At 56.0% G+C, this 21,057-nt stretch carries 19 protein-coding genes and 1 pseudogene; 8 read left to right on the top strand and 12 right to left on the bottom strand.

The genetic code is table 11. The features are described from left to right. Positions 1 to 16 precede the first annotated feature (16 nt). Positions 17 to 1,603, bottom strand: a complete 1,587-nt coding sequence (gene fliI / locus AUQ41_RS07410) for a flagellar protein export ATPase FliI (protein ID WP_063087450.1) — start codon at positions 1,601 to 1,603, stop codon at positions 17 to 19. Between the two features lie 405 nt (positions 1,604 to 2,008). Between fliI and ctrA the strand changes: the two genes are divergently transcribed. Further along, positions 2,009 to 2,704 carry a response regulator transcription factor CtrA gene (gene ctrA, locus AUQ41_RS07405; RefSeq protein WP_008891622.1) on the top strand — a complete coding sequence of 232 codons (696 nt, stop codon included), beginning with the start codon at positions 2,009 to 2,011 and terminating at the stop codon, positions 2,702 to 2,704. 100 nt (positions 2,705 to 2,804) lie between these two features. On the opposite strand, the gene AUQ41_RS07400 is transcribed toward ctrA, so the two are convergent. The 7 genes and pseudogenes from AUQ41_RS07400 to AUQ41_RS07370 all read right to left on the bottom strand — a co-directional run bounded on the left by AUQ41_RS07400 (position 2,805) and on the right by AUQ41_RS07370 (position 11,038). After that, on the bottom strand, positions 2,805 to 3,452 hold the full coding sequence (locus AUQ41_RS07400) for an isoprenylcysteine carboxylmethyltransferase family protein (RefSeq protein WP_063087448.1): 648 nt from the start codon (positions 3,450 to 3,452) through the stop codon (positions 2,805 to 2,807). Between the two features lie 618 nt (positions 3,453 to 4,070). Beyond that, positions 4,071 to 4,883 (bottom strand): annotated as a pseudogene (locus tag AUQ41_RS21150) (protein-glutamate O-methyltransferase CheR); the annotation flags it as partial. A 9-nt stretch (positions 4,884 to 4,892) separates the two neighbouring features. After that, on the bottom strand, positions 4,893 to 6,554 hold the full coding sequence (locus AUQ41_RS21340; RefSeq protein ID WP_063087444.1) for a chemotaxis protein CheB: 1,662 nt from the start codon (positions 6,552 to 6,554) through the stop codon (positions 4,893 to 4,895). Between the two features lie 68 nt (positions 6,555 to 6,622). Further along, positions 6,623 to 6,988: a PleD family two-component system response regulator gene (locus tag AUQ41_RS07385; RefSeq protein ID WP_008891618.1), complete on the bottom strand. Its 366-nt coding sequence runs from the start codon at positions 6,986 to 6,988 to the stop codon at positions 6,623 to 6,625. An 82-nt stretch (positions 6,989 to 7,070) separates the two neighbouring features. Beyond that, positions 7,071 to 7,577 (bottom strand): chemotaxis protein CheW, encoded by a 507-nt coding sequence (locus AUQ41_RS07380; protein WP_008891617.1) that lies wholly within the window; start codon positions 7,575 to 7,577, stop codon positions 7,071 to 7,073. Between the two features lie 16 nt (positions 7,578 to 7,593). Continuing rightward, positions 7,594 to 10,290, bottom strand: coding sequence for a chemotaxis protein CheW (locus AUQ41_RS07375; RefSeq protein ID WP_063087442.1), 2,697 nt, complete (start codon positions 10,288 to 10,290; stop codon positions 7,594 to 7,596). Between the two features lie 142 nt (positions 10,291 to 10,432). Next, the gene (locus AUQ41_RS07370; RefSeq protein WP_063087440.1) at positions 10,433 to 11,038 is read right to left on the bottom strand and encodes a histidine phosphotransferase family protein; all 606 of its coding nucleotides are present in this window, start codon (positions 11,036 to 11,038) and stop codon (positions 10,433 to 10,435) included. A 69-nt stretch (positions 11,039 to 11,107) separates the two neighbouring features. On the opposite strand from AUQ41_RS07370, the gene AUQ41_RS21335 reads away from it, so the two are divergent. The 3 genes from AUQ41_RS21335 (at position 11,108) to moaA (ending at position 13,707) form a co-directional block, all read left to right on the top strand. Then, positions 11,108 to 11,518 (top strand): DUF3553 domain-containing protein, encoded by a 411-nt coding sequence (locus AUQ41_RS21335; RefSeq protein WP_348638988.1) that lies wholly within the window; start codon positions 11,108 to 11,110, stop codon positions 11,516 to 11,518. Positions 11,519 to 11,673: 155 nt separating this feature from the next. Continuing rightward, on the top strand, positions 11,674 to 12,486 hold the full coding sequence (locus AUQ41_RS07360) for a hypothetical protein (RefSeq protein WP_063087438.1): 813 nt from the start codon (positions 11,674 to 11,676) through the stop codon (positions 12,484 to 12,486). Between the two features lie 222 nt (positions 12,487 to 12,708). Continuing rightward, positions 12,709 to 13,707, top strand: coding sequence for a GTP 3',8-cyclase MoaA (gene moaA, locus AUQ41_RS07355; protein ID WP_063087436.1), 999 nt, complete (start codon positions 12,709 to 12,711; stop codon positions 13,705 to 13,707). Here moaA and AUQ41_RS07350 read toward each other — a convergent pair. Together AUQ41_RS07350 and AUQ41_RS07345 are read right to left on the bottom strand one after the other, a co-directional pair. Continuing rightward, positions 13,704 to 14,087, bottom strand: coding sequence for a DUF123 domain-containing protein (locus tag AUQ41_RS07350; RefSeq protein WP_083952823.1), 384 nt, complete (start codon positions 14,085 to 14,087; stop codon positions 13,704 to 13,706). The two genes, moaA and AUQ41_RS07350, sit on opposite strands and share 4 nt — an antisense overlap. Before the next feature lie 71 nt (positions 14,088 to 14,158). Continuing rightward, the gene (locus AUQ41_RS07345) at positions 14,159 to 14,653 is read right to left on the bottom strand and encodes a glyoxalase superfamily protein (RefSeq protein WP_063087434.1); all 495 of its coding nucleotides are present in this window, start codon (positions 14,651 to 14,653) and stop codon (positions 14,159 to 14,161) included. Positions 14,654 to 14,985: 332 nt separating this feature from the next. Here AUQ41_RS07345 and AUQ41_RS07340 point away from each other — a divergent pair, with 332 nt between their 5' ends. From AUQ41_RS07340 to AUQ41_RS07325, 4 genes are all read left to right on the top strand, one after another. After that, entirely contained in the window at positions 14,986 to 15,219 is a 234-nt protein-coding gene (locus AUQ41_RS07340; RefSeq protein WP_008891609.1) for a BolA family protein, read from the top strand. 171 nt (positions 15,220 to 15,390) lie between these two features. Then, entirely contained in the window at positions 15,391 to 16,299 is a 909-nt protein-coding gene (rarD, locus tag AUQ41_RS07335) for an EamA family transporter RarD (RefSeq protein ID WP_063087432.1), read from the top strand. 91 nt (positions 16,300 to 16,390) lie between these two features. Next, positions 16,391 to 16,726, top strand: a complete 336-nt coding sequence (grxD, locus tag AUQ41_RS07330; protein WP_044827586.1) for a Grx4 family monothiol glutaredoxin — start codon at positions 16,391 to 16,393, stop codon at positions 16,724 to 16,726. A gap of 197 nt (positions 16,727 to 16,923) precedes the next feature. Next, positions 16,924 to 19,134 carry a mechanosensitive ion channel family protein gene (locus AUQ41_RS07325; protein WP_063087430.1) on the top strand — a complete coding sequence of 737 codons (2,211 nt, stop codon included), beginning with the start codon at positions 16,924 to 16,926 and terminating at the stop codon, positions 19,132 to 19,134. 87 nt (positions 19,135 to 19,221) lie between these two features. On the opposite strand, the gene rpsD is transcribed toward AUQ41_RS07325, so the two are convergent. Together rpsD and AUQ41_RS07315 are read right to left on the bottom strand one after the other, a co-directional pair. After that, positions 19,222 to 19,839: a 30S ribosomal protein S4 gene (rpsD, locus tag AUQ41_RS07320; protein ID WP_063087428.1), complete on the bottom strand. Its 618-nt coding sequence runs from the start codon at positions 19,837 to 19,839 to the stop codon at positions 19,222 to 19,224. Positions 19,840 to 20,091: 252 nt separating this feature from the next. Then, positions 20,092 to 20,874 (bottom strand): RNA methyltransferase, encoded by a 783-nt coding sequence (locus tag AUQ41_RS07315; protein WP_063087426.1) that lies wholly within the window; start codon positions 20,872 to 20,874, stop codon positions 20,092 to 20,094. Between the last annotated feature and the right edge of the window lie 183 nt (positions 20,875 to 21,057).

Raw genomic sequence — 21,057 nt, 5'->3', positions numbered from 1 at the left:
CTAGGGTCCGCGATCATTACGATCCATTCCCCGATGCGTCGTTGCCGCCTTCGCTCAGTGCACGTTTGGCCGCGTTCAGGTCCTGTCCGTCACGCTGTGACCGGCTGTTGACCTTGGGTCCGCGATTGATCTTGGGCCCGATTGACGGCGGTGGTGCCGGGCGGGGGGCTGGCATTTCCGGCCCTCCTGCGGGCTGTTGCGGCTTGGCACTTCCCGCTTGCCGCGCCTGTCCACCCGGTTGTCCTTGGGCAGGTGCAGGCTGTTCGGGTTGCTCGGCCAGCATGTCGAGACGCCGGGCGAGTTCCAGATATCCCTCATTGAGGCGCGTGCATTCCGTCTTGCGCTGTTTAAGGAATTCCTCGATTAGCGGGAAGTAATGAATGGCCTCGTCGACCTTGGGATCGGTACCCTTGCGATAGGCGCCAAGGCGGATCAGTTCGGCCATATCATCGTAGGTCGCCAGAAGCTGGCGCGCACGGGCAACGATCTGGTTTTCTTCCTCGTTATTACAGCCCGGCATGGTACGCGACACACTACGCAGGATATTGATCGCCGGATAACGGCCCTGCTCGGCAATCGCACGGTCCAGCACCACGTGGCCATCCAGAATACCGCGCACCGCATCCGAAATCGGTTCGTTGTGGTCATCGCCATCAACCAGAACCGTGAACAGCCCGGTGATCGATCCCTGCCCCGGCCCGCCGGGACCGGCACGTTCCAAAAGACGCGGCAATTCGGCAAACACAGTCGGCGTATAGCCCTTTGATGCCGGCGGCTCGCCCACTGAAAGGCTGATTTCACGTTGCGCCATGGCAAAGCGCGTCACGGAATCCATCATGCACAAGACATCGCGCCCGACATCACGGAAATATTCCGACAGCGCCATGGTCATATAGGCCGCCTGGCGGCGCATCAGCGGTGGTTCATCCGATGTCGCCACGACGACGACCGAACGACGCAGGCCTTCTTCGCCAAGATCATCCTCGATGAATTCGCGCGCTTCACGGCCACGTTCGCCAATCAGCCCCACCACCGACACATCCGATGTTGTATGGCGCGTCATCATCGACAGCAAACTTGATTTACCAACACCCGACCCGGCAAAGATGCCCATACGCTGCCCGCGACAACAGGTCAGAAACGTGTTCATCGCCCGAACGCCAAGATCGATTTTGCCCGCCACGCGCTGGCGCGAATGGGCCGATGGTGGCATGTTGCGGATTGGATAAGGTCGGTTGCCCTCAGACAGCGGGCCTTTGCCATCAACCGGCTCGCCAAAGGCATTGACCACACGGCCCAGCCAGCTTTCATCGGGATAGACCTGCGGTTGGGTATCGCCAAGTTCGACTTCGCAGCCGATCCCGATCCCGTCCAGAATGCCAAACGGCATCAAAAGGGCGCGTTCATTGCGAAAACCGACAACCTCGCAAATCACGGTTTTGCCATCGCGGCGTTTGACCTTGCAGCGGTCGCCAACCGACAACGCACCTTCGACACCGCCAATCTCGACCAGAAGGCCCAAAACGGCTGTCACCCGGCCAACCACGCGATAGTCGGGAATACGGCGGAGTTCTGCGACGATATTGCGGCCAATCTGAAACACAGGCGGTTCTTTTCAGCGAAAATGGTACAAACAACTCTTGTAACACGGAATTTTGCCCCGCCGAACGGTTACAGGGGTGGCAAATCGTACCGCGTCGTACCAAATATATAGTCATAATCGGTATTAAAAAGCCGTGTAGACGATTAAATCGATTTTTTTTCGTTGCATAAGGCTTTTGGAATTAACACCGCAAACCGTTGGGAAAACTTGCGTTCCGTCCCCGAGTCGCTTCTTTGAACGAAAAAAAGTTAACAAGTTGCGACTCGCCTGCTTGCCACGAGTCGCAAAGCAACGTATCGTTAACCGAATGGGGAAAATTTCCCAAAGGCCGGCAATCGTTGGGGCGCTTGTCGATCTACCGGATCAACACGGACTTATTGCGGAACACGGTAACGGAGCAGAGACATGCGGGTGCTGCTTGTTGAGGATGACAACACCTATGCTGACAGCATCGAATTGATGCTTAAGTCTGAGGGCATGGTGATTGACACTACCGACCTTGGGGAAGATGGTCTCGAGATCGGCAAGCTTTACGATTATGACATTATTCTTCTGGACCTTATGCTGCCAGATATTGACGGCTACGAGGTCCTGAGACGTTTGCGCGACGCACGCGTCGAAACACCGGTCCTGATCCTGTCGGGTCTGACCGAAACCGAAGACAAGGTCAAAGGCCTTGGCTTTGGCGCAGATGATTATCTGACCAAGCCTTTCGAGAAAACCGAACTTCTGGCACGTGTGCAGGCAATTGTTCGCCGTTCACGCGGCCATGCCCAGTCGATGATTTCGACCGGTAAGCTCAACGTCAACCTGGATGCACGCACCGTCGATGTCGATGGCAAACCGCTGCATCTGACCGGCAAGGAATATGGCATTTTGGAACTGCTGTCGCTGCGCAAGGGCACGACACTGACCAAGGAAATGTTCCTCAACCACCTTTATGGCGGTATGGACGAGCCGGAACTCAAGATCATTGACGTCTTTGTCTGCAAACTGCGCAAGAAAATCCAGTCTGCGACCAAGGGCGACAATTACATCCATACGGTTTGGGGCCGGGGCTATGTCCTGCGCGATCCCGACACCAACAGCGCTGCGGCCTGATTTTCGGGAACTTGGTATCAGGCATGCCTGATGCCGCCCCAACAGTTGCCGCTATACGAAAAACGCCCCGGTTCATATCCGGGGCGTTTTTCGTTTCCGATCACGGCAAATAGATAAGCGGATCAACAAGGCCGCTGATCTGCAACCGATCAATCAGTTCGAAAATCGGGATCACCATCAGAAAGACCAGCCCATCGCGCAATGTTCGCCACAAGAGATGCGGGCGAACTTCAAGGATCTCGGCATCGCGCCAGGCACCAAACCGTGGGCCAAAACGCGGCACGCGCGTTTTGTAATCTTCAAAGGATGCGCCAAAAAGTGTCGCAAGCGCCCTTTCTTCGCGCAAGATTACCGGCAAGAACACACCAAACGCCCCCACCCCGAACAACAGGGCAATCAAAAGGCTGCCGGTTTGCGCGCCAATGCCGACTGCGCCGAAGAAGCTGAACATATAAAGCGGATTGCGGCTGATGGAATAGGGGCCGGTATCGGTCAGATCGCGGGCCTTGCGCCCGCCGATATACAGCGTGCACCAGGCCCGCCCGAAAATGGCCATCAGGATCAGGACAATCCCGCCGGTCTCGACCGTTTCATGGGTAAACATCTCCACCTGCGCCAGCGACTGCATGAGCGGAAGCGCACACAGCACCAATAGCGCAACACCTACAATGGCAAGCTTGCGACGGCGCTGGACACGGCGGAGGTCCTGACGCGGTGAGGCGATCGTGTTTGATGGATTTGAGGTCATTGGCCTTCCCGACTTTCAGTTCAACAGAACAGTCGGCAAGAAACCAACTGTCAGTTACTTCTTGTCGTCCGGTTTGCCAAAGCGGGACCGATCAAAGGTCGTGGACGGGCGCGCGGTTCCGCTGGAACCGCTTGTATTGCTGCTGCCTGTCCCCGGTCGTTGCGTCGTACCACCGGCACCTGCACCTGCACCGGTTCCGGTGCCAAGCGGGCGGCGATAGGTCGAACCCGTGGTATCCGTTGTTCCCGGACGCGTGGTTGAACCTGTACCAGTCGAACCTGACGGTCTGCTGAACGCGCTGCCAGTTGTGCCCGATCCCGTGCTGCCGGTTCCGGTTGTTCCCGGGCGGGTGGTTGATGACGGGGTGGTGCCAAGCGGGCGCTGGGTCGACGTGGTGCCAAAACCTGAACCTGCGGGGCGGGTTGTTGCCGTCCCTGCTGTTCCAGTTGCTCCGGTCGTCCCGACTGCCGGGCGGGCCGTTGTACCGGTCGTGGTTGCGGCACCGGTTTGCATATGTTTGGGCTTCTGGAAGGCCAAGCCCCCGGGTGCAGCAGCACCGGCCGCACTGGCAGCCCCCGCCTGCGCCTTTTCAAGCGCGGTCAGATCGACTTCCGGCGCCCCCGGACGGTTAAGCTGATAAATGCCACGTTGACGCGCAAGCGGTTTGAACTTGTCGGAAATGCCCAGAACCGTCTCTGCCCCGCCAAGGAACAGGAAACCGTCATCTGGCATCAAGGCGGAAACACGCGAAAGAACGTCACTTTTGGTCGGTTGATCGAAATAGATCAGCACGTTACGGCAATAGACGACATCAAACTGCCCAAGCGGACGGAAATCTTCCAGAAGGTTGAATTCCTTGTACTGAACCTTGGACCGGATATCGGCCGAGATTTGCCACTGGTCTTCCTTCTTCTGGAAGTACTTGACCAGAAGGCCGATCGGAAGGCCCCTTTGGACTTCAAACTGCGAATACAGGCCTGCGCGCGCCTTGGTCAGGATCTCGCGCGAGATATCGGTCCCGACAATATCAATCCGCCAGCCAGCGAGCTGCGACTTGAATTCATCAAGGATCATCGCCAGCGAATAGGGTTCCTGCCCGGAAGAGGCGGCGGCACACCAGATGCGAAGATGTTTTTTCGACGCACGTGTCTTGATCATGTGCGGCAGGACAACATGGCGGAACTGGTCAAACGGTTTGGTATCGCGGAAGAAGAAACTTTCATTGGTCGTCATCGCATCAACGACTTCTTCGACCAGATTGCGGTCGCCACCGCGCAGCGTACCGATCAGCTCCGTCAGGTCCTTAAGACCCCGTTTGCGTGCAATCGGCATCAACCGGCTTTCGAGCAGATAAGTCTTGTCCTGGCTCAGAACGAGCCCGGACTTTGACTTGATCAATCTGCTTACAAACTCGAAGTCATCCGGCTTCATCATTGTGGGTTAACGACCCCCCGCGAATTTTTTGATATAGGCCGCAATCCCACCCACCGGCAAAACCGCAGAACAGATACCGGCATGCGCCGCAGCGCCCGGCATCCCCCATACAACGCTACTCTGCTCGTCCTGTGCCACGACCATGCCCCCCGCATTGACCACGTCACGTCCACCAAGCATACCATCCTGCCCCATTCCGGTAAGTATTGCAGTCAGAATGTTTCCTCCGTAACTCGCGACCAGACTGCGCAACATCGGATCGACCGACGGACGACAGAAATTCTCAGGCGGGTTCTGATTTAACTTCAGATGCCGGCTGGCACCACGCCCCTCTACAGTCATGTGGTAATCACCGGGGGCAAGATAAACCTGTCCACCAACAATTGGCATATTGTTTTGTGCTTCCTGACATTTAAGCCCGGTCAGACGGGTGATGTGCTCGGCCAGAATAGTCGTAAAGGTGGCGGGCATATGCTGGGTAATGAAGATCGGTTGGCGCACGCCATTCAGGCCGCGCAACACTTCAAACAGGGCCTGCGGCCCACCGGTGGAGCTGCCAATCGCGATGGCTTCGACATTGATGCGTTTTTCGGGCAACAGCGTGACGCCACCGCGTGCCGACTGGCGTTTTGCCGGGGCGGGTGCGCTTGGCGAACGGACCTGCTGGGCGCGCGCACTTTTTTGCGGCGCGGGTGCGGTTGGCCGTTTGGCCGGCGGTGCCGTTCTTGCGCTGGGTGCTGCTGTGGCGGGACGCTCCGGCATTTTGGGCACGGTTTTGCCCTGCCCGCCTGCCGCAATGGCCGCATCGCGAATAAGTCTGCCCGGATCGCGTGACGGTGTCGTCGAACGCGCCGCACCACCCGCCGGGTTGGCAGCCGGTTTTGCACCTTGCGTTGCGGCGTCCGACGATGCCGGTGTAGCCGGTTGCGGCTTTGGCGCAGGCTGCTGCGGCATCGGCGTCTGGCGCATCTGCGTTGGCTGCGGGCGGTGTTGCTGCATCGGGCGGGGGCGCAATTCGGCGGTAAATCGTTTGCGCTGGATCCGGCCTTGTTTGTGAAGCTGTTGATGTTCGACCGACATTTCCGCCCGGAAAGCAGCCGCCTTGCCACCAGAAGCTGCGTCATCGGGCTCAGATGCCTCGGCATCGGGCGCAGTTGATTTTTCTTCTGGTTCCGGTTCGGGGGTGGCTTGGGCAGCAGCCGCTTCTGCCGCGGCAGCTTCTTCGACCTCAAGCATCTTGCGACGCTGCTCAGCCCAGGCTTTCACCTTGTCGAGAAGTTCTTCGCGGAACCCCTCGCCGACATTCAGGTCTTTTGACGAGCTTGGCTTGGGGATGTAATCCACAGCCCCCAGCGTCATCGCCTGGAAACTGATATCGGCATTTCGTTTGGTGAGTGTGGACGCCATGATCACGCGGACTGTCGGATCGATTTCCAACAGCTTCGGCAAGGCCGTCAAACCATCCATCACCGGCATTTCGATATCAAGAACAACGGCTTCGATGCCGCCTTTTTCCATGACTGCCAGTGCTTCTTCGCCATTGCTGACCGATCCGACGACTTCGATTTCGGCGTCTTCGGTCATCATACGTGTAACAAGTCCGCGCACGATGGCGGAATCATCCACGATCAGGACTTTGTATGGCGAATGGATGGGCGTTTCTTCCACGTGGTAGCGTCCCCGCTTGATGATGGAGATCGGATCTTGAAGGCTTACAGGTTCGTGAGCACCCCGGCCTAGATCAGGCCGACCTGCTCGAACTTGGCCTGGATGATCTCGCTATCGAACGGCTTCATGATGTATTCGTTCGCGCCAGCGGTGATGGCTTCCTGAATGTGTTCAAGGTCATTTTCAGTTGTACAGAACACAACAACAGGATCATCGCCACCAGGCGTTGCACGCAGTTCACGCAGGAACTCGATCCCGCTTTTGACGGGCATGTTCCAATCAAGCAGAACCGCGTCGGGCATGGACTCAAGGCACTTATCAAGCGCCTCCTGACCGTCCACTGCCTCCACAACCGCAAACCCGATTTCCTCGAGAATGCGTCTTGCTACCATCCGGATGACTTTCGAATCATCGACGACGAGACAACTCTTCATCGACTTCCTTCTCGCTTACTTAGGTCGTTAAGCCACAATGGCAGGAACCGGGCACATTGCGTGCCCGGCATGGGAAATCAGGTTAACCGGCCTGCTTGATCGAAGACGTGAAATCAAGCAGACGGGTCACGTCGAGAATCACCAGAAGCTTCTTGTCGAGACGGAAAATACCGTCCGAGAATTCGCGCCAGCGCGGATCGAGCGTTGCCGGGTTCTGTTCGAACGCCTTTTTCGGAACGCTCAGAACCTCACCCACCTGATCGACCATCAGGCTGTAAAGTTCGCCACCTTCATCGACAACGATGCTCATGCCCGGCTCATCGTCTTCGCGGTCACGCAGACCAAGACGTTTGCGGACATCAATCGCGGTCACGATACGACCACGAAGGTTCAACGATCCGGCCACTTCCGGTGGTGAAAGCGGGATACGGGTAATGCGTTGCGGCCCCAGGACATCCTGAACGGTCAGGACAGGGATACCGAAAAGCTGCTTGCCAATATTCGCGGTCACGAAATCCTGGCTGTCACCACCAAGTTCAAGGGCGCCGCCTTTTTCCTGGCTCGGGACGAGTGCGTTTTTATCGCTCATAGGACTGTTCTCCCGCTTACATGCTGCTCAGTGTCTGGATCAGGGTCGAGACAAGCGCATCGCGATCAAATTTGGCCACATAGTCGCTGAAACCGACCTGACGACCGCGTTCGAAGTCTTCCTCTTTGGTGTGCGAAGACAGGGCAATAATCGGAATTTCACCCCATTCTGCATCATCCTGAAGCGCTTCGGCAAATTCAAAGCCGTTCATGCCCGGCATTTCGATGTCACTGATGATCGCGTCAAACAGAACACCACGGTTTTTAAGATCCATGGCCTGTTCTGCATTTTCGACCGCAGTAACATTGAAACCGGCAACCGACAGCATCGGCGTCAGCAGGTTACGGAAGAACGGGCTGTCATCGATCAGAAGAACACGCTTCTTCTCGCCGCCGTTATCCTCGGTGCCGAACCAGTCGCTGAAGGCCAGTTCAAGATAGTAACCGGCATCAATAAGGTCGGTCGCCTTGCCGTCAATCACGGCCGAACCAACGAGACCATCCTGATCCGCAGTCAGTTCAACATTCAGCACGTCATCAACAATATCGACGATCTCGTCGACAACCAGACCCATGGTGCGTTCACGATCCTGGAACACAAGGGTCGGCTGACGGCCTTCTGACTTCATCTGGTAGCTACCATCGATAAAGACAAGAGGCATAAGCTTGCCGCGGTACTGGACCAGCGGACGGCCATTCGAATGTTCGATATTCTCGACATCGATTTCTTCAAGGCGGGCAACAAGCGCCAGCGGAACCGCACGCACTTCGCTGCCACCGGCCCGGAAGACCAGCATGGATGTGGTTTCGCGATCCGATGCATCGGCCTTGGCCTTGCCTTCGACACCTTGCGAACCACCAACGGTGATTTCGCCGGTGCGGGTGGCAATGCCGTTCGGATCAAGGATCATGATCACGCTACCGTCGCCAAGGATGGTGTTACCCGAGAACAGCGACAGATCGCGCAGGATCGGGGCCACCGGTTTAACAACGATTTCCTCGGTGTCGAACACGCGGTCAACGATGATACCGAACGAATAGGTACCAACCTGTGCGACGACGATGAATGCTTCTTCATCAACCGCATCGTCGCTTTCCTGAGTGGTATCAAGACCAAGAATTTTCTTGAGCGTGACCAGCGGCAGCAGACGGTTACGCAGGCGCAGGACCGGTGTGTCGTGAATGCGTTCGATGGAATGTTCGGAGTTGTTCGATGCACGAACAAGTTCGAGAACGCTGATCTGCGGAATGGCAAAGCGTTCGCCGCCACTTTCCACGATCAGGGCCGACACAATCGCCAGCGTCAGCGGAATCTTGATGATGAAGGTCGACCCACGGCCTTCGACAGATTTCAGTTCGACCGTACCACCGATCTTTTCGATGTTGGTACGCACAACGTCCATACCCACACCACGACCGGAAACCGAAGTCACTTTTTCCGCGGTCGAGAAACCGGCTTTGAAGATGAACTGCTGAATCTGCTGTTCACCCATGCCTTCAAGCTCGCTTTCGGTCGCAAGACCGTTGGCAATCGCCTTGGCTTTAATGCGCTCAAGGTTCAGACCACGACCGTCATCGGAAATCTCGATGATGATGTGACCGCCTTCATGATACGCATTCAGCGTGACCGTACCGGTTTCAGGCTTGCCTGCATCGCGGCGGCCCGGAATATCTTCCAGACCATGGTCGGCAGAGTTACGCACCATGTGGGTCAGCGGGTCCTTGATCAGTTCAAGAACCTGACGGTCCAGTTCGGTGTCGGCACCGATCATTTGCAGATCGATTTTCTTGTTCATCTCAAGGGCAAGGTCGCGAACGATACGCGGCAGTTTCGCCCATGCGTTGCCGATCGGCTGCATACGGGTCTTCATCACGCCTTCCTGAAGGTCGGTCGTGATGTGCGACAGGCGCTGCAACGGAACGGTGAATTCACTGTCATCCTTGCCGCGAACCATCTGCAAAAGCTGGTTACGGGTCAGGACGAGTTCGGAAACCAAGGTCATCAGGTTTTCAAGCAGCTCGACATTCACACGAATGGTCTGGGCTGCAACCGAGCTTTCCTTGGCTTCTGCGCGCGGTGCCTCTGCCTTTGGCTTTTCGGCAGCCTTTTTGGCCGGTGCAACTTCCTGGGATTTCGCCGCGGCGGGCGGAGCAGCCGGTGCTTCCGGCTCCGGCTCAGCGGCGGCCGCCGGTTCGTCAGGAACTTCGAAATCGGGATCGTATTCTGCGGCGTCAAAAGCAGCCTGCAGTTTTTCGTCGTCCGTCATCGGAACTTCTTCGTCGGCTTCCTCTGCTGCCGGGGCTGCTGCAGCAGCCGGCGCACCACCCGGAATTTGGCCGGTATCGGCAAAGTGGTTCAGACGACCAATCAGATCAGCATCATTTCCGTCCGGCTCGGCTTCGTTCTGTTCGAGCTCGCCCAGCAGGTACTTAATGGTATCAATCGACTCAAGAACAAGCGTCACGGCATCAGGCGTCACCACCAGTTCGCCGTCACGGATTTTACCGAGCACGTTCTCGCCAGCGTGGGCAACAGCCTCAAGGCGCGGCAAGCCAAGGAAGCCGCAAGTGCCCTTAATGGTGTGAACCAAGCGGAAAATATTGGACAAGATGTCCGGATCATTCGGGTTCTGTTCCAGCTTCACCAGTTCGACGTCAAGCGTCGACAGGCTTTCAGAAGTCTCGGTCAGAAATTCACTTAAAAGATCGTCCATATACCCCCTCCAAATCTCCAACAATCAATAGCTTGTCGGAACTGGAACTCCCATTAAAGCGCCAAATGGCGCAAACGTACTATACTTCGGTATCTTAGGTAGAAGCTATTGCACGCCATTACCAGACCTGCCGGTCAAATTTTTATCCATAGATCAATGCAATATTTCCGTCCTGTTGCAAGACCGAAAGCACTCCACCCCCGAGTTTAGCCAGTTTCCGCAAGAAAAACGCCTGAACATTGCGCGGATCGAGTGCATCAGTAGAAACTTCTTTTTCCAATACATTCATGATTTCAGGGCGCAAGGCAGCGCGTTTGCCTTCGCCCAGAACCGTTACTTTGCCGGAGTCGCGCATAACCGAAAGCGTTCCACCGAACGGCAAAGCTTCACGGGCAAGCATAACCATGTTCAATACGATTCGCCCGTGAGATGGATCAATTGGAAGATCCGGCCAATCAAGTGCGACCTTCCCCTCGGCCGCATAAGTCTGTTTTGCCGCTTCACGCATCGCGGCGGTATCGGCACTGCTGCCCGCACGCCCGAAGGCCAACCGGAACAGTTGCAAACGACGCGCGGCCTCAAGACCGCTTTTGCGCATGAGTGCCAGCGCCTCATCGTCGCTAACGCCGTCTTCCCCCATCAGTTCTGCCCCGGCATTGACCGCCCCGACCGGACCGACAAGATCATGACAGATCCGCGAACTGATCAGTTCGATCAAGGTCAGTTCAAGGGTGGCATCCTCTTCCATAGCGCGGGCTCTCCAAGGTCTTTGCGTATCGTCACAACATCATGCCCCAAGACACGATGCTCCCCACGAATGGTCCGTTCTGATCAAACAGGTCACTCGCAGAAGCCACAAGATTGCCGCCGATATATTAAGAGCTTATTTAGCACGCTCGAAAATCAGGCTTTTCCGACCCGGCAAATTTTGCCTTTCTGCGATATCGGCCCCGATATCCGGCCCGCAACACGCAGCCGCAAATTGCGCGACCTCGGCAAACGACCTATATTGAAGCCAGCAACACAGGATACAGAGCACCCAATGGATTTCTTGCTGACGCCAGGCGCCATCGTGCGTCATCCCAATCAACCGGACTGGGGACTGGGCCGCATTCAGGCCGTTGACGGAGATCGAATCGCTGTCAATTTCGAAGAGGCCGGTCGCCAGATCATCCGCCAGCGCTATGTCGTTCTGGAAATAGTCGAAGCCGCGGCGGGCTACGAATAAGCGCCCTTCCTGCAACCGGTCCTTGAAGGCAACGCTTGGCACATGGATTGCTCGGATCGAATTGTTAATCAATTCACCATAAAGATGGACTCTATCATACACTCGATAGATGAACCTGACACGAGCACAACAGTCTTAAGAAGGTTTCGAAGCCCATGATCGCAGCCAATAAACCACCGCGTGACAGCTTTAAACAGCGCCACCACGTCGCGGCCTTTACCGTGCTGGAACAATTTGCCCAGGGTCTTGTGCATGTTGCCCGCAACCATGGCGGTTCGGTTACCGAAGAACAGATCCTGAAATCGCTCAATAGCCTGCGCGACAACGAAGACCTGTTCGACAATGCATGGGCGATCCTTGAAAGCGACCTCGAAGCGATCAAGACCCGCGAACATGCAGCCCTGCGTCACGACCCGTTCGGGCGCCTGCTGGTCTCGCGCTTTGATCATCTGCTTGAAGGCAACGCAGCCGGCGATACCGAACACGGCGCTCTGTCCCGCACCATCCTGCAGCCTTTCTTCAAGGTCATCCGCATGATGGTCGGCATGGACATGCTTCAGGAAATCGATCGTGAAATTCACGAAATCATCGAAGCCCACGCCAATGATGATGACGAGTTGCGCAATCCCTCCGAATACTGGGATCATCTTGCCAAAACCCCGGAAGTCCGATCGCGGATCAATCTGGTGTTTGCCCGTATGGCGCTGCATTTCAGCAACTATGAACACCGCAAGAAATGGCTGATCCAGCTCGTCAATGACAACATGGTCCACGGCGAAGAACGCTGGGAATTCACCGAAACCCATTGCATCCGCCTGCTTGATGCGCTGTTCGCCGATGTGCGCAAGACGCTTGCTGTGCCGGAACATTCCGCCGAACTGGTCGCGCGGATGGGTCGCGAAAACGTCGCCACCCTGCGCGAAGTGGTCAAATGCATTGATGCCGACGTCGCTAAGTTGTCAAAGTGATCGTCGACCTGCGGGCACCCGTTACCTGACGGTTACCCGTTAACGAACGAGTATATGAGCTGCGATCTGTTTTGGGATCGTGGCTCATATCGTTTTCACCTGACGGAAAGGTGAACACCACAGATCGAAACAGACTGGTCAAAACCCCGTCTGCTGTGCCACAGTCGCCTCACAACGATTGCAAAAAGCCCGCAAACTCAAAAACACCGTTGAAACGCCACCATGACCAAACCGCTGATCGACAAATATGGCAGACATGTCTCTTACCTGCGCGTTTCGGTAACCGATCGCTGCGATTTCCGCTGCACCTATTGCATGGCGGAAAACATGACATTCCTGCCCAAATCCGATGTTCTATCGCTTGAAGAACTCGATCAGCTTTGCACGGCTTTCATTACGCGTGGCGTGCGCAAACTGCGCCTGACCGGCGGCGAACCGCTGGTCCGTCGTGGCATCATGGATCTGATCGCCAATCTGTCGCGCCATCTTAAAACCGGCGCGCTCGATGAACTGACCATGACCACCAATGGCAGCCAGCTTGCCACCTATGCCGATGATCTGGCGCGCCTGGGTGTGAAGCGCCTTAACATCTCGCTTGATAGTCTGGATTCCCAGAAATTCACCGAAATCACCCGTCGTGGTCGCCTTGAACAGGTGCTGGCCGGGCTTGAGGCCGCCAAACAGGCCGGCATTTCGATCAAGATCAATACGGTCGCGCTTCGCAATTTCAACGAAGACGAAATGTCACGCCTTGTCGCCTGGTGCGGGAAGGAGGGCTTTGACCTTTGCCTGATCGAAACCATGCCGCTTGGCGACATTGATGGCGACCGGACCGATCAATACCTGCCACTGACTGCTGTGCGTGAACGCTTGGAGCAGGAATACACCCTTATCCCGTCCGAATACGTCACACCGGGCCCGGCCCGCTATACCACCGTGGCTGAAACTGGCGGACGTCTTGGCTTCATCACACCGCTCACCCATAATTTCTGCGAAGGTTGCAACCGTGTACGTGTGACTTGCACCGGTACGCTTTACATGTGCCTGGGCCAGGAAGACCACGTTGACCTGCGCGCCGCCCTTCGTACCGGCGACCCGCGTGCCCTTGATCAGATGCTCGATGCCGCCATGGACCTCAAACCCAAAGGCCATGATTTCGTCATCGACCGCAAAGGCCAGAAACCGGCTGTCGGTCGCCATATGAGCATGACCGGGGGCTAAGCAGCCCCGGCAAGACTTCTCAGAACCATCAAATAATTCCCAACGCCTGTACTGATCAGATGTGACGCACATTTGGTGCAATCGCTGCTGCCAAATCCCGGCACCGGAACGGGTCTGCTTTGGTCCTGTAATCCAGCCCTCAGCACACACTCATCCCCACCCGGCACCACCAGCACCGACACAACCCGCCCGAACCCGTTTGACGTCAGCTCGTCGACATGCCAATGGGGTTTCTTGGTCGCCTTGCAGTGGCGTTTGACCCTTGCAGCAATGCCGCCCGAGCCGTTGGCGGAGCCGCAATAGAGGTAGGTTCCTTTGGCAAGGGTGATCCCGGCGAAACGTTTGTTTTGAAGCGTCAGGTCAGCTTCGAGTTCAATCACCAGAACGTAAGCTCCGGCAACTTTGGGAAGCTGCCGGAGGGTTTGGTCATTTATCTCTGGGAAATACGTGCTCACGCGTCCGGGGACTCTCGCAGCAACAAATCAATCGAAAGCCCGGGTCCGGCCATGCCGTTGGTCAGGACCGGTTCGCAATGTTCGTTGATCCGTGCGCCAATGCGTTGGCGAAAACCGCTAAAGCGTTTTGACTCCACCACATCGACTGGCTCATCGAGATGCACTTCGACCCGAAACACGCCCGGTGTCGGGGTCGCCGTGACGCTTCGGATCAAGCCGGTGACGGCATGACCAAGGTAGGAGCCGGCAAACCGTTTACCGATACCAAGATCGGAGACACTGGTCGGGATATTGCGCCGTGCCATGGCAACGGCGGTGTTCCAGTCGCGAAAACCGTGGCTTTGCGCCAGCAGTTCGAGCGAACCGGTGTGCGAGATAGAAACATCACGCGCGGCCAAGGCTTTGCGCAGGCGTTTTGCCTGTGCCTTGAATTGTTCGGTCGCGTCGGTTTCAATGTCAGCACGGCTGATATTGAGCGTATTGGAAGTCATAAATCGTCTCCACGCAGGAGGCCGGGGTCCGCATTGCCGGGCCGTATCCTGATCGGGAAACGGGTCCGAAAAATTCATTCCACGCACTTTACCAAAGGCATAAACCTTGCGGACGGCAGGGGTGCGCACCCCGTAAAAAGCGTGTTAGCCCAATCTCGGCCCAAAAACAAGGTTTTCACATTGCCTGATATTGCGCGGTTATAGCCTGACATCGGCGGATGGCGCGCCTTTCTCAAAAATTGACAGCCCCCGTGACAACAACATATACCAGTGAAAACACGTCATATCGGCGGTCCCCAATATGCGCCGATCAACCATAAGGAATATGCGCCATGGCCATGGAAGCCTATGAAATCGAAAGCATGATCAAGGAAGCCCTTCCCGATGCACAGGTTCGCATCGAGGATTTGCGCGGCGATGGCGATCATTATGCAGCGATTGTCGTCTCCGAACAGTTCCGCGGCAAAACCCGCGTGGTTCAGCACCAGATGGTCTATTCCGCCCTTAAGGGCAAAATGGGCGGTGATCTGCATGCGTTGGCCCTGCAGACTTCTGCGCCGGAATAAGGTCATCCAAGATAAAACTTTGGCAAAGCACCTCGCCACCACGAACCGCTTCGCCAGACCAAACTCAGGGGCCGTTTGCCTTCGGCCCCTGTTGCCTTTCCGATCGAACTGAGCTGGTCCGAAGACTTAGCGGCCGGTCACAGCCCCATTCACTGACCACGGCTTGAAATTATGTCTTCTCAAGAAAAACCGGCACTGATCGGCCCCGGCCCCCTCGCCGGGCTTGGCGCCTTCATCTTCTGGGGGTTTTTCGGCCTGTATTTCAAACAGGTCGCTTTTGCCACCCCGCTTGAAATCCTGTCGCACCGCATTGTGTGGTCAGCACTTCTCACACTTCTGCTGGTGTTTGTTCTAGGGCGGCGCAAGAAACTGCTTGAACTGATTTCATCGGCACGCACCGTCGGACTTTTGTTTCTTTCAAGCCTTCTGGTTGCGGGGAACTGGTTGCTTTACATCTGGGCGGTCAATAATGCGCACGCCCTGGAAGCAAGCCTTGGCTATTACATCATGCCGCTGATCATGCTGATCCTCGGCCGCATTTTCTTTGCCGAAAAGCTCAACCGCATTCAGATCATTTCCGTTTTGATCTGTACTGCCGGGGTTCTGAACCTTCTGGTTTTTTATGGCAATATGCCCTGGGTTGCCGTCGGGCTTTCGACATTGTTTGGCTTTTACGGTGTGATTCGCAAATTCGTCCCGGCCGACCCGATCGCAGGCCTGTTTGTTGAATGTATTCTTCTGACCCCGTTTGCGTTGGGCTATCTTGGCTGGCTGACCTATCAGGGGGATATGACCTTCGGGCATATCGGGCGGGTCGAAGATGCGCTTTTGATCGGACTTGGGGTTTGCACGACAGCCCCGCTGGTGTTGTTTGCCTTTGCGGCGCGCAACATGAAATTCTCGGCCCTTGGATTGATGCAATATCTCAATCCGACCATCCAGTTCTTTGTTGCGGTTCTGATTTTCGGCGAGATCTTTACCGAGGCCCACATGATCACCTATGCGCTGGTGTGGTTCGGCCTGGCTATTTTCACCTGGGATAACCTGCGTACCGCACGGCAAAATCGCGCCAAGAGTTGACAGAACCGCAGGTTCCAGCCATATCTTCGCCCATAAAAGTTTAACCTGAATTCGCGGCCCGAACAGGGCCCCCAAGCCAAGGACAATCATCATGACCGACAATCCGGTATTCGAACGCATCCAGAAAGACGTCAATGACAATGACGTCGTCCTGTTCATGAAGGGTACCGCAATGTTCCCGCAGTGCGGCTTCTCTGCCGCTGTTGTTCAGGTCCTGGCCGAGCTTGGCGTTCAGTTCAAGGATATCAACGTTCTGGTCGACCCGGCGATCCGTCAGGGCATCAAGGACTTCTCCAACTGGCCGACCATTCCGCAGCTTTACGTCAAGGGCGAGTTCCTTGGTGGTTGTGACATCGTGCGTGAAATGGCCGCCAGCGGCGAGCTGTCACAGCACCTTAAAGACAAGGGCGTTGCCGTTGCCGCCTAAGGCAACAAGGCAGGCCTGACCCCATTCAAAACGCGCTGCGCAGTTTTTCTGCCAGCGCGTTTTTTGTGCCGGACCATCGCCAAACTCGCCAAATGCGATCATATCCCGCCTGCGACAAAACTATTTCTTGATGGTTTGATCGCCATTCCCCATCTTTAGGGCAAGCTGAAATTTGCGCCACAGGGGAAGTCACAGGCATGAAACCGGCAATCAAAACAATGGCATGTTTTGCGATCTGGCTGTTTGCAATCTGGTTTGCCTTGCCCATCCCGCCCACAGCAGCACAGATGGCGGCCGCGACCGCCCTAAGTGGCTCAGAGGGCGGATCAGAAGACGGATCAGCCCCCGCCACAGAACTTCCCGAAGACGGCGTGATTGCCGAAACATTCAGCTATTATGGCTTCCTTGAAGAAGGTGTCACCCGCACCCAGGCCCGCATTGCAGAAACCATGTCCGGCCTCGATGCCTTTCCAGAAGAACTCGATGCCACACGGGCCTTGCTGTCGACCGATTTTGGCCAGACCGGCCTGATGCGCATTTTGCTGTTTACCGTCATTTTCGTTGGTGTCGGTATCGCAGCCGAGGTGATCTATCGCCGTCTTTCGGCACCGGCCTGTGCCTATCTTGAATCGCAAAGCCCGCGGAAGTTTTCGGAACGCCTTAAACATATGGTTGGGCTTTGTGTGCTGTCGCTGTTTTCGCTGCTTGTCTTTGCCATTGGATCGCTTGGCGCGTTCATGATGTTTGACTGGCCGCCCATCATGAAATCGGCCGTAATGTCGCTTCTGATGGCGTTCTTTGCCCTGCGTGTCCTGATCATCGTGTTGCAGTTCCTGTTTGCACCTAAGGCAGAAGGCCTTCGCATGATCAATGTCGATCCGCAGGCCGCAACCGTGTTGACCAAACGCCTGACCTGGGCGGCGGGGATATCATTGTTTGCCTTTGCCTTGGCAAAGGTATTCGGTGCCGCGCCGACCATGGTTGCCGGCGATATCATCCTGTTTGATGCAGCCGTGGTGATTTCAGTTGTCGCTTTTTGCGTGGTCACACTGTCAATTGGCCGGTTCTTTGCCAGCCATGCGGCAAGTGCCGAGGTCGAGAAGATGGCCCTGCCAACATCCATCGCCCGTCTGTGGCCGATGATTGTCTGTGGCTGGTTCATTCTGGTGGGCGGGGTGGCAATCATTGGGGCCGAACGCATCCTTAAGGCGCTGCTTGCCATCGGGCTTGCCTGCTTGTTTGACGTTGTGTTTCGCAACATCATCGAAAGCCAGCATCGCAAGAAACTGCAAGTGGCCGAACAGGAAGCCGCCGAACACAATGCCCGGGCAGAGGCGGCTGCGCATGAACATGACGAAGTGTATGAACCGGTCAAGCCCAAGGCACCTGTTTTTACCAAGGTGCTCAAACGCGGTGTGCGGCTTCTGGCACTGGTGTTTGTGCTGGCAAGTATCTGGCGCATCTGGGGCTTTGATCGGTTGGCCCAGGCCGATGATGCCGGGATCATTGCCCGGATTATTGATAGCTCGACCGAAATCATCATGATCCTTCTGATCGCCGATCTGATCTGGTCGCTGATCAAGACGTTTCTTGATGAACGCATGAGCGCGTCGGCAACGAGCAATGCCGGTGATGAGGGCGGCGGCACCGGGCTTTCGCGGGTCGAAACCCTGTTGCCGCTTTTGAAAAACTTCGCGCTGACCGTGATTGTCATCATGGTCGCCATGGTGACCCTGTCCTCATTGGGCGTTGATATCGGCCCGCTGATTGCCGGTGCCGGTGTTGTCGGCCTTGCCCTTGGTTTTGGCAGTCAGGCACTGGTGCGCGATGTCGTGGCGGGTGTGTTCTTCCTGCTTGATGACGCGTTTCGGCTTGGCGAATATATCGAAGTCGACAATCTGCGTGGCCGGGTCGAAAACATCTCTATCCGGTCCATGCAGCTGCGCCATCACCGTGGCCCGCTTCAGACCGTCCCGTTTGGCGAGATCAAATCCATCGTCAACCACAGCCGCGACTGGGTGATCGTCAAACTCGAATTCCGTGTGCCGTTTGAAACCGACGTCAACAAGATCAAGAAACTGGTCAAGAAACTGGCGGCCGAACTTCTGGAAGATCCGCTGATTGGCGACAGCTTCATCGAACCGTTGAAATCCCAGGGCGTGCGCCGGATGGAAGAATTCAACATGGTAATCGGGCTGAAATACACATCAAAACCCGGCGAACAATTCACCATCCGCAAGACCGTCTATCAACGGGTTCTGGCGATGTTCAAGGAAAACGGCATCCAGATGGCCTCGCGCAACGTCAAGGTCGATGTGCCGCCCGATGCCACAGCTGAACAAAAACAGGAAGCGGTTGCCGCCGCCGCCCAACAGGCGTCCGAGCAACTGAACAAACCACCCGCCTGAGGACGTTTTGCAAAACGCAGACAAACAAAAACGCCCGCTGTTTCCAGCGGGCGTCTTCGTATCGGTTCGTCGCGAAACCCGTAAGGATTAACGCGAGTAGAATTCGATGACCAGGTTCGGCTGCATCTGAACCGGGTACGGAATTTCTGCGAATTTCGGAACGCGAACGAAGGTACCTTTGAAGGCCTTCGCGTCAACGTCGAGATATTCCGGAACGTCACGTTCGTTCAGGTTGGCAGCTTCCATAACCATCGGGATTTCGCGCGAAGCAGGTTTCACTTCGACAACGTCACCTTCCTGAACCAGGTAGGACGGGATGGTTACTTTCTTGCCGTTAACAAGAATGTGGCCGTGGTTCACGAACTGACGTGCAGCAAACACGGTCGGAACGAATTTCATGCGGTAGATAACCGCATCAAGGCGCTGCTCAAGAATACCAACGAGGGTTTCGGAGGTATCACCCGGACGACGGGATGCTTCTTTGTAGTAGCGCAGGAACTGTTTTTCAGAGATCGAGCCGTAGTAGCCTTTGAGCTGCTGTTTCGCAAACAGCTGGGTACCATAGTCGGTCGGCTTCTTACGACGGGTTGCGCCGTGCATGCCCGGTGCATATTCGCGCTTGTTCAGCGGCGATTTTGCACGGCCCCAAAGGTTCACACCAAGGCGGCGGTCAATCTTATGCTTTGCAGCAATACGTTTCGACATTTTGTAACTCTCTTTTTTTAAAGATCACTTATTGTCCCGATAGTTTCCAGCCGCCCAAACCTGAGCATGCGGAACGGGGACGAAACCACATGTTTCGACCCACTTTCTCGGAAGTGAGGCGCAATATAGAGATGATTGATCAAGAGTCAAACATTAATCGCGCCCGCCATCCCGCATGGAAGCCCTGCATTTCTGCCGAGTTCCGCTTGAATGGCACCCCACCTGCACCGCACTTGGCAATCGGGTGGAAAATCAGTCCTTTGGCTTGTGCTTGCCACCGCGCATGGCAACGATCATCCCGCGCAGCGTCTGAACTTCCTGATGGGTCAGATTGGCACGGTTAAAGATGTTGCGAATATTGCGCGCCATACCGGGGCGCTTTTCCGCCACCCGAAAGAACCCCGACTCATCAAGTTCGCTTTCGAGGTGCAGGAAAAGGCGTTCCATATCATCCTTGGTCGCCGGGAACGTATCGGCCATCATCAATTGATAATCGGGCACATCAACGCCCGCCTGCCACCATTCATAGCCAATCAAAAGAACCGCCTGGGCCAGGTTAAGCGACGTAAAACCGGGATTAAGCGGCACGGTCACCACCGCATCACCCATGGCGATATGTTCGTTGCGAACGCCGGTGCGTTCCGGGCCAAACATCACACCGACCTTTTCACCACGCCCGATCACAGCGCGCATTTCCGGTGCCAGCCCCTTTGGGGTAAAGACCGGTTTGATGGCATCACGGGTACGTGCGGTGGTGACGTAAACCCGGTTCAGATCGGCCAGCGCATCTTCTTCGCGCTCAAACACCTTGGTGTTGTCGATGACGATATCGGCCCCTGATGCATTGGCAGTTGCCCGTTCATTTGGCCAACCATCGCGCGGCCGCACCAAACGCAAATCCACCAGACCACAATTGAGCATCGCGCGCGCGGCCTTGCCGATATTATCGCCAAGCTGCGGCTCAATCAGAATGATTACGGGCGGATTGGCAATCCCGCCTGTTTCAGGCTTGGCACTGCCGATGGGCTCGCTCATCGCGGTATTCTCCGGTCGTCAAAGGAAGGCATAGAAGCTGTTTTTTCGGGCGTTCCCGTCCATATTGGCGCTTACTTAGCAAAAGCCAACCGTTCGCGCCAGCCTCCAGATTTAACTCTCCGGACTGATACGAAAACAGCCGGACCTTGATATGGCCCGGCTGCATGTATTTGACGGATATCC

Source organism: Thalassospira sp. MCCC 1A02898 (genome assembly GCF_001618185.1).
GTDB lineage: Bacteria > Pseudomonadota > Alphaproteobacteria > Rhodospirillales > Thalassospiraceae > Thalassospira > Thalassospira tepidiphila.
Note: the sequence above shows the minus strand (reverse complement) of the source record. Positions and strands in the feature narration are given on the sequence as shown.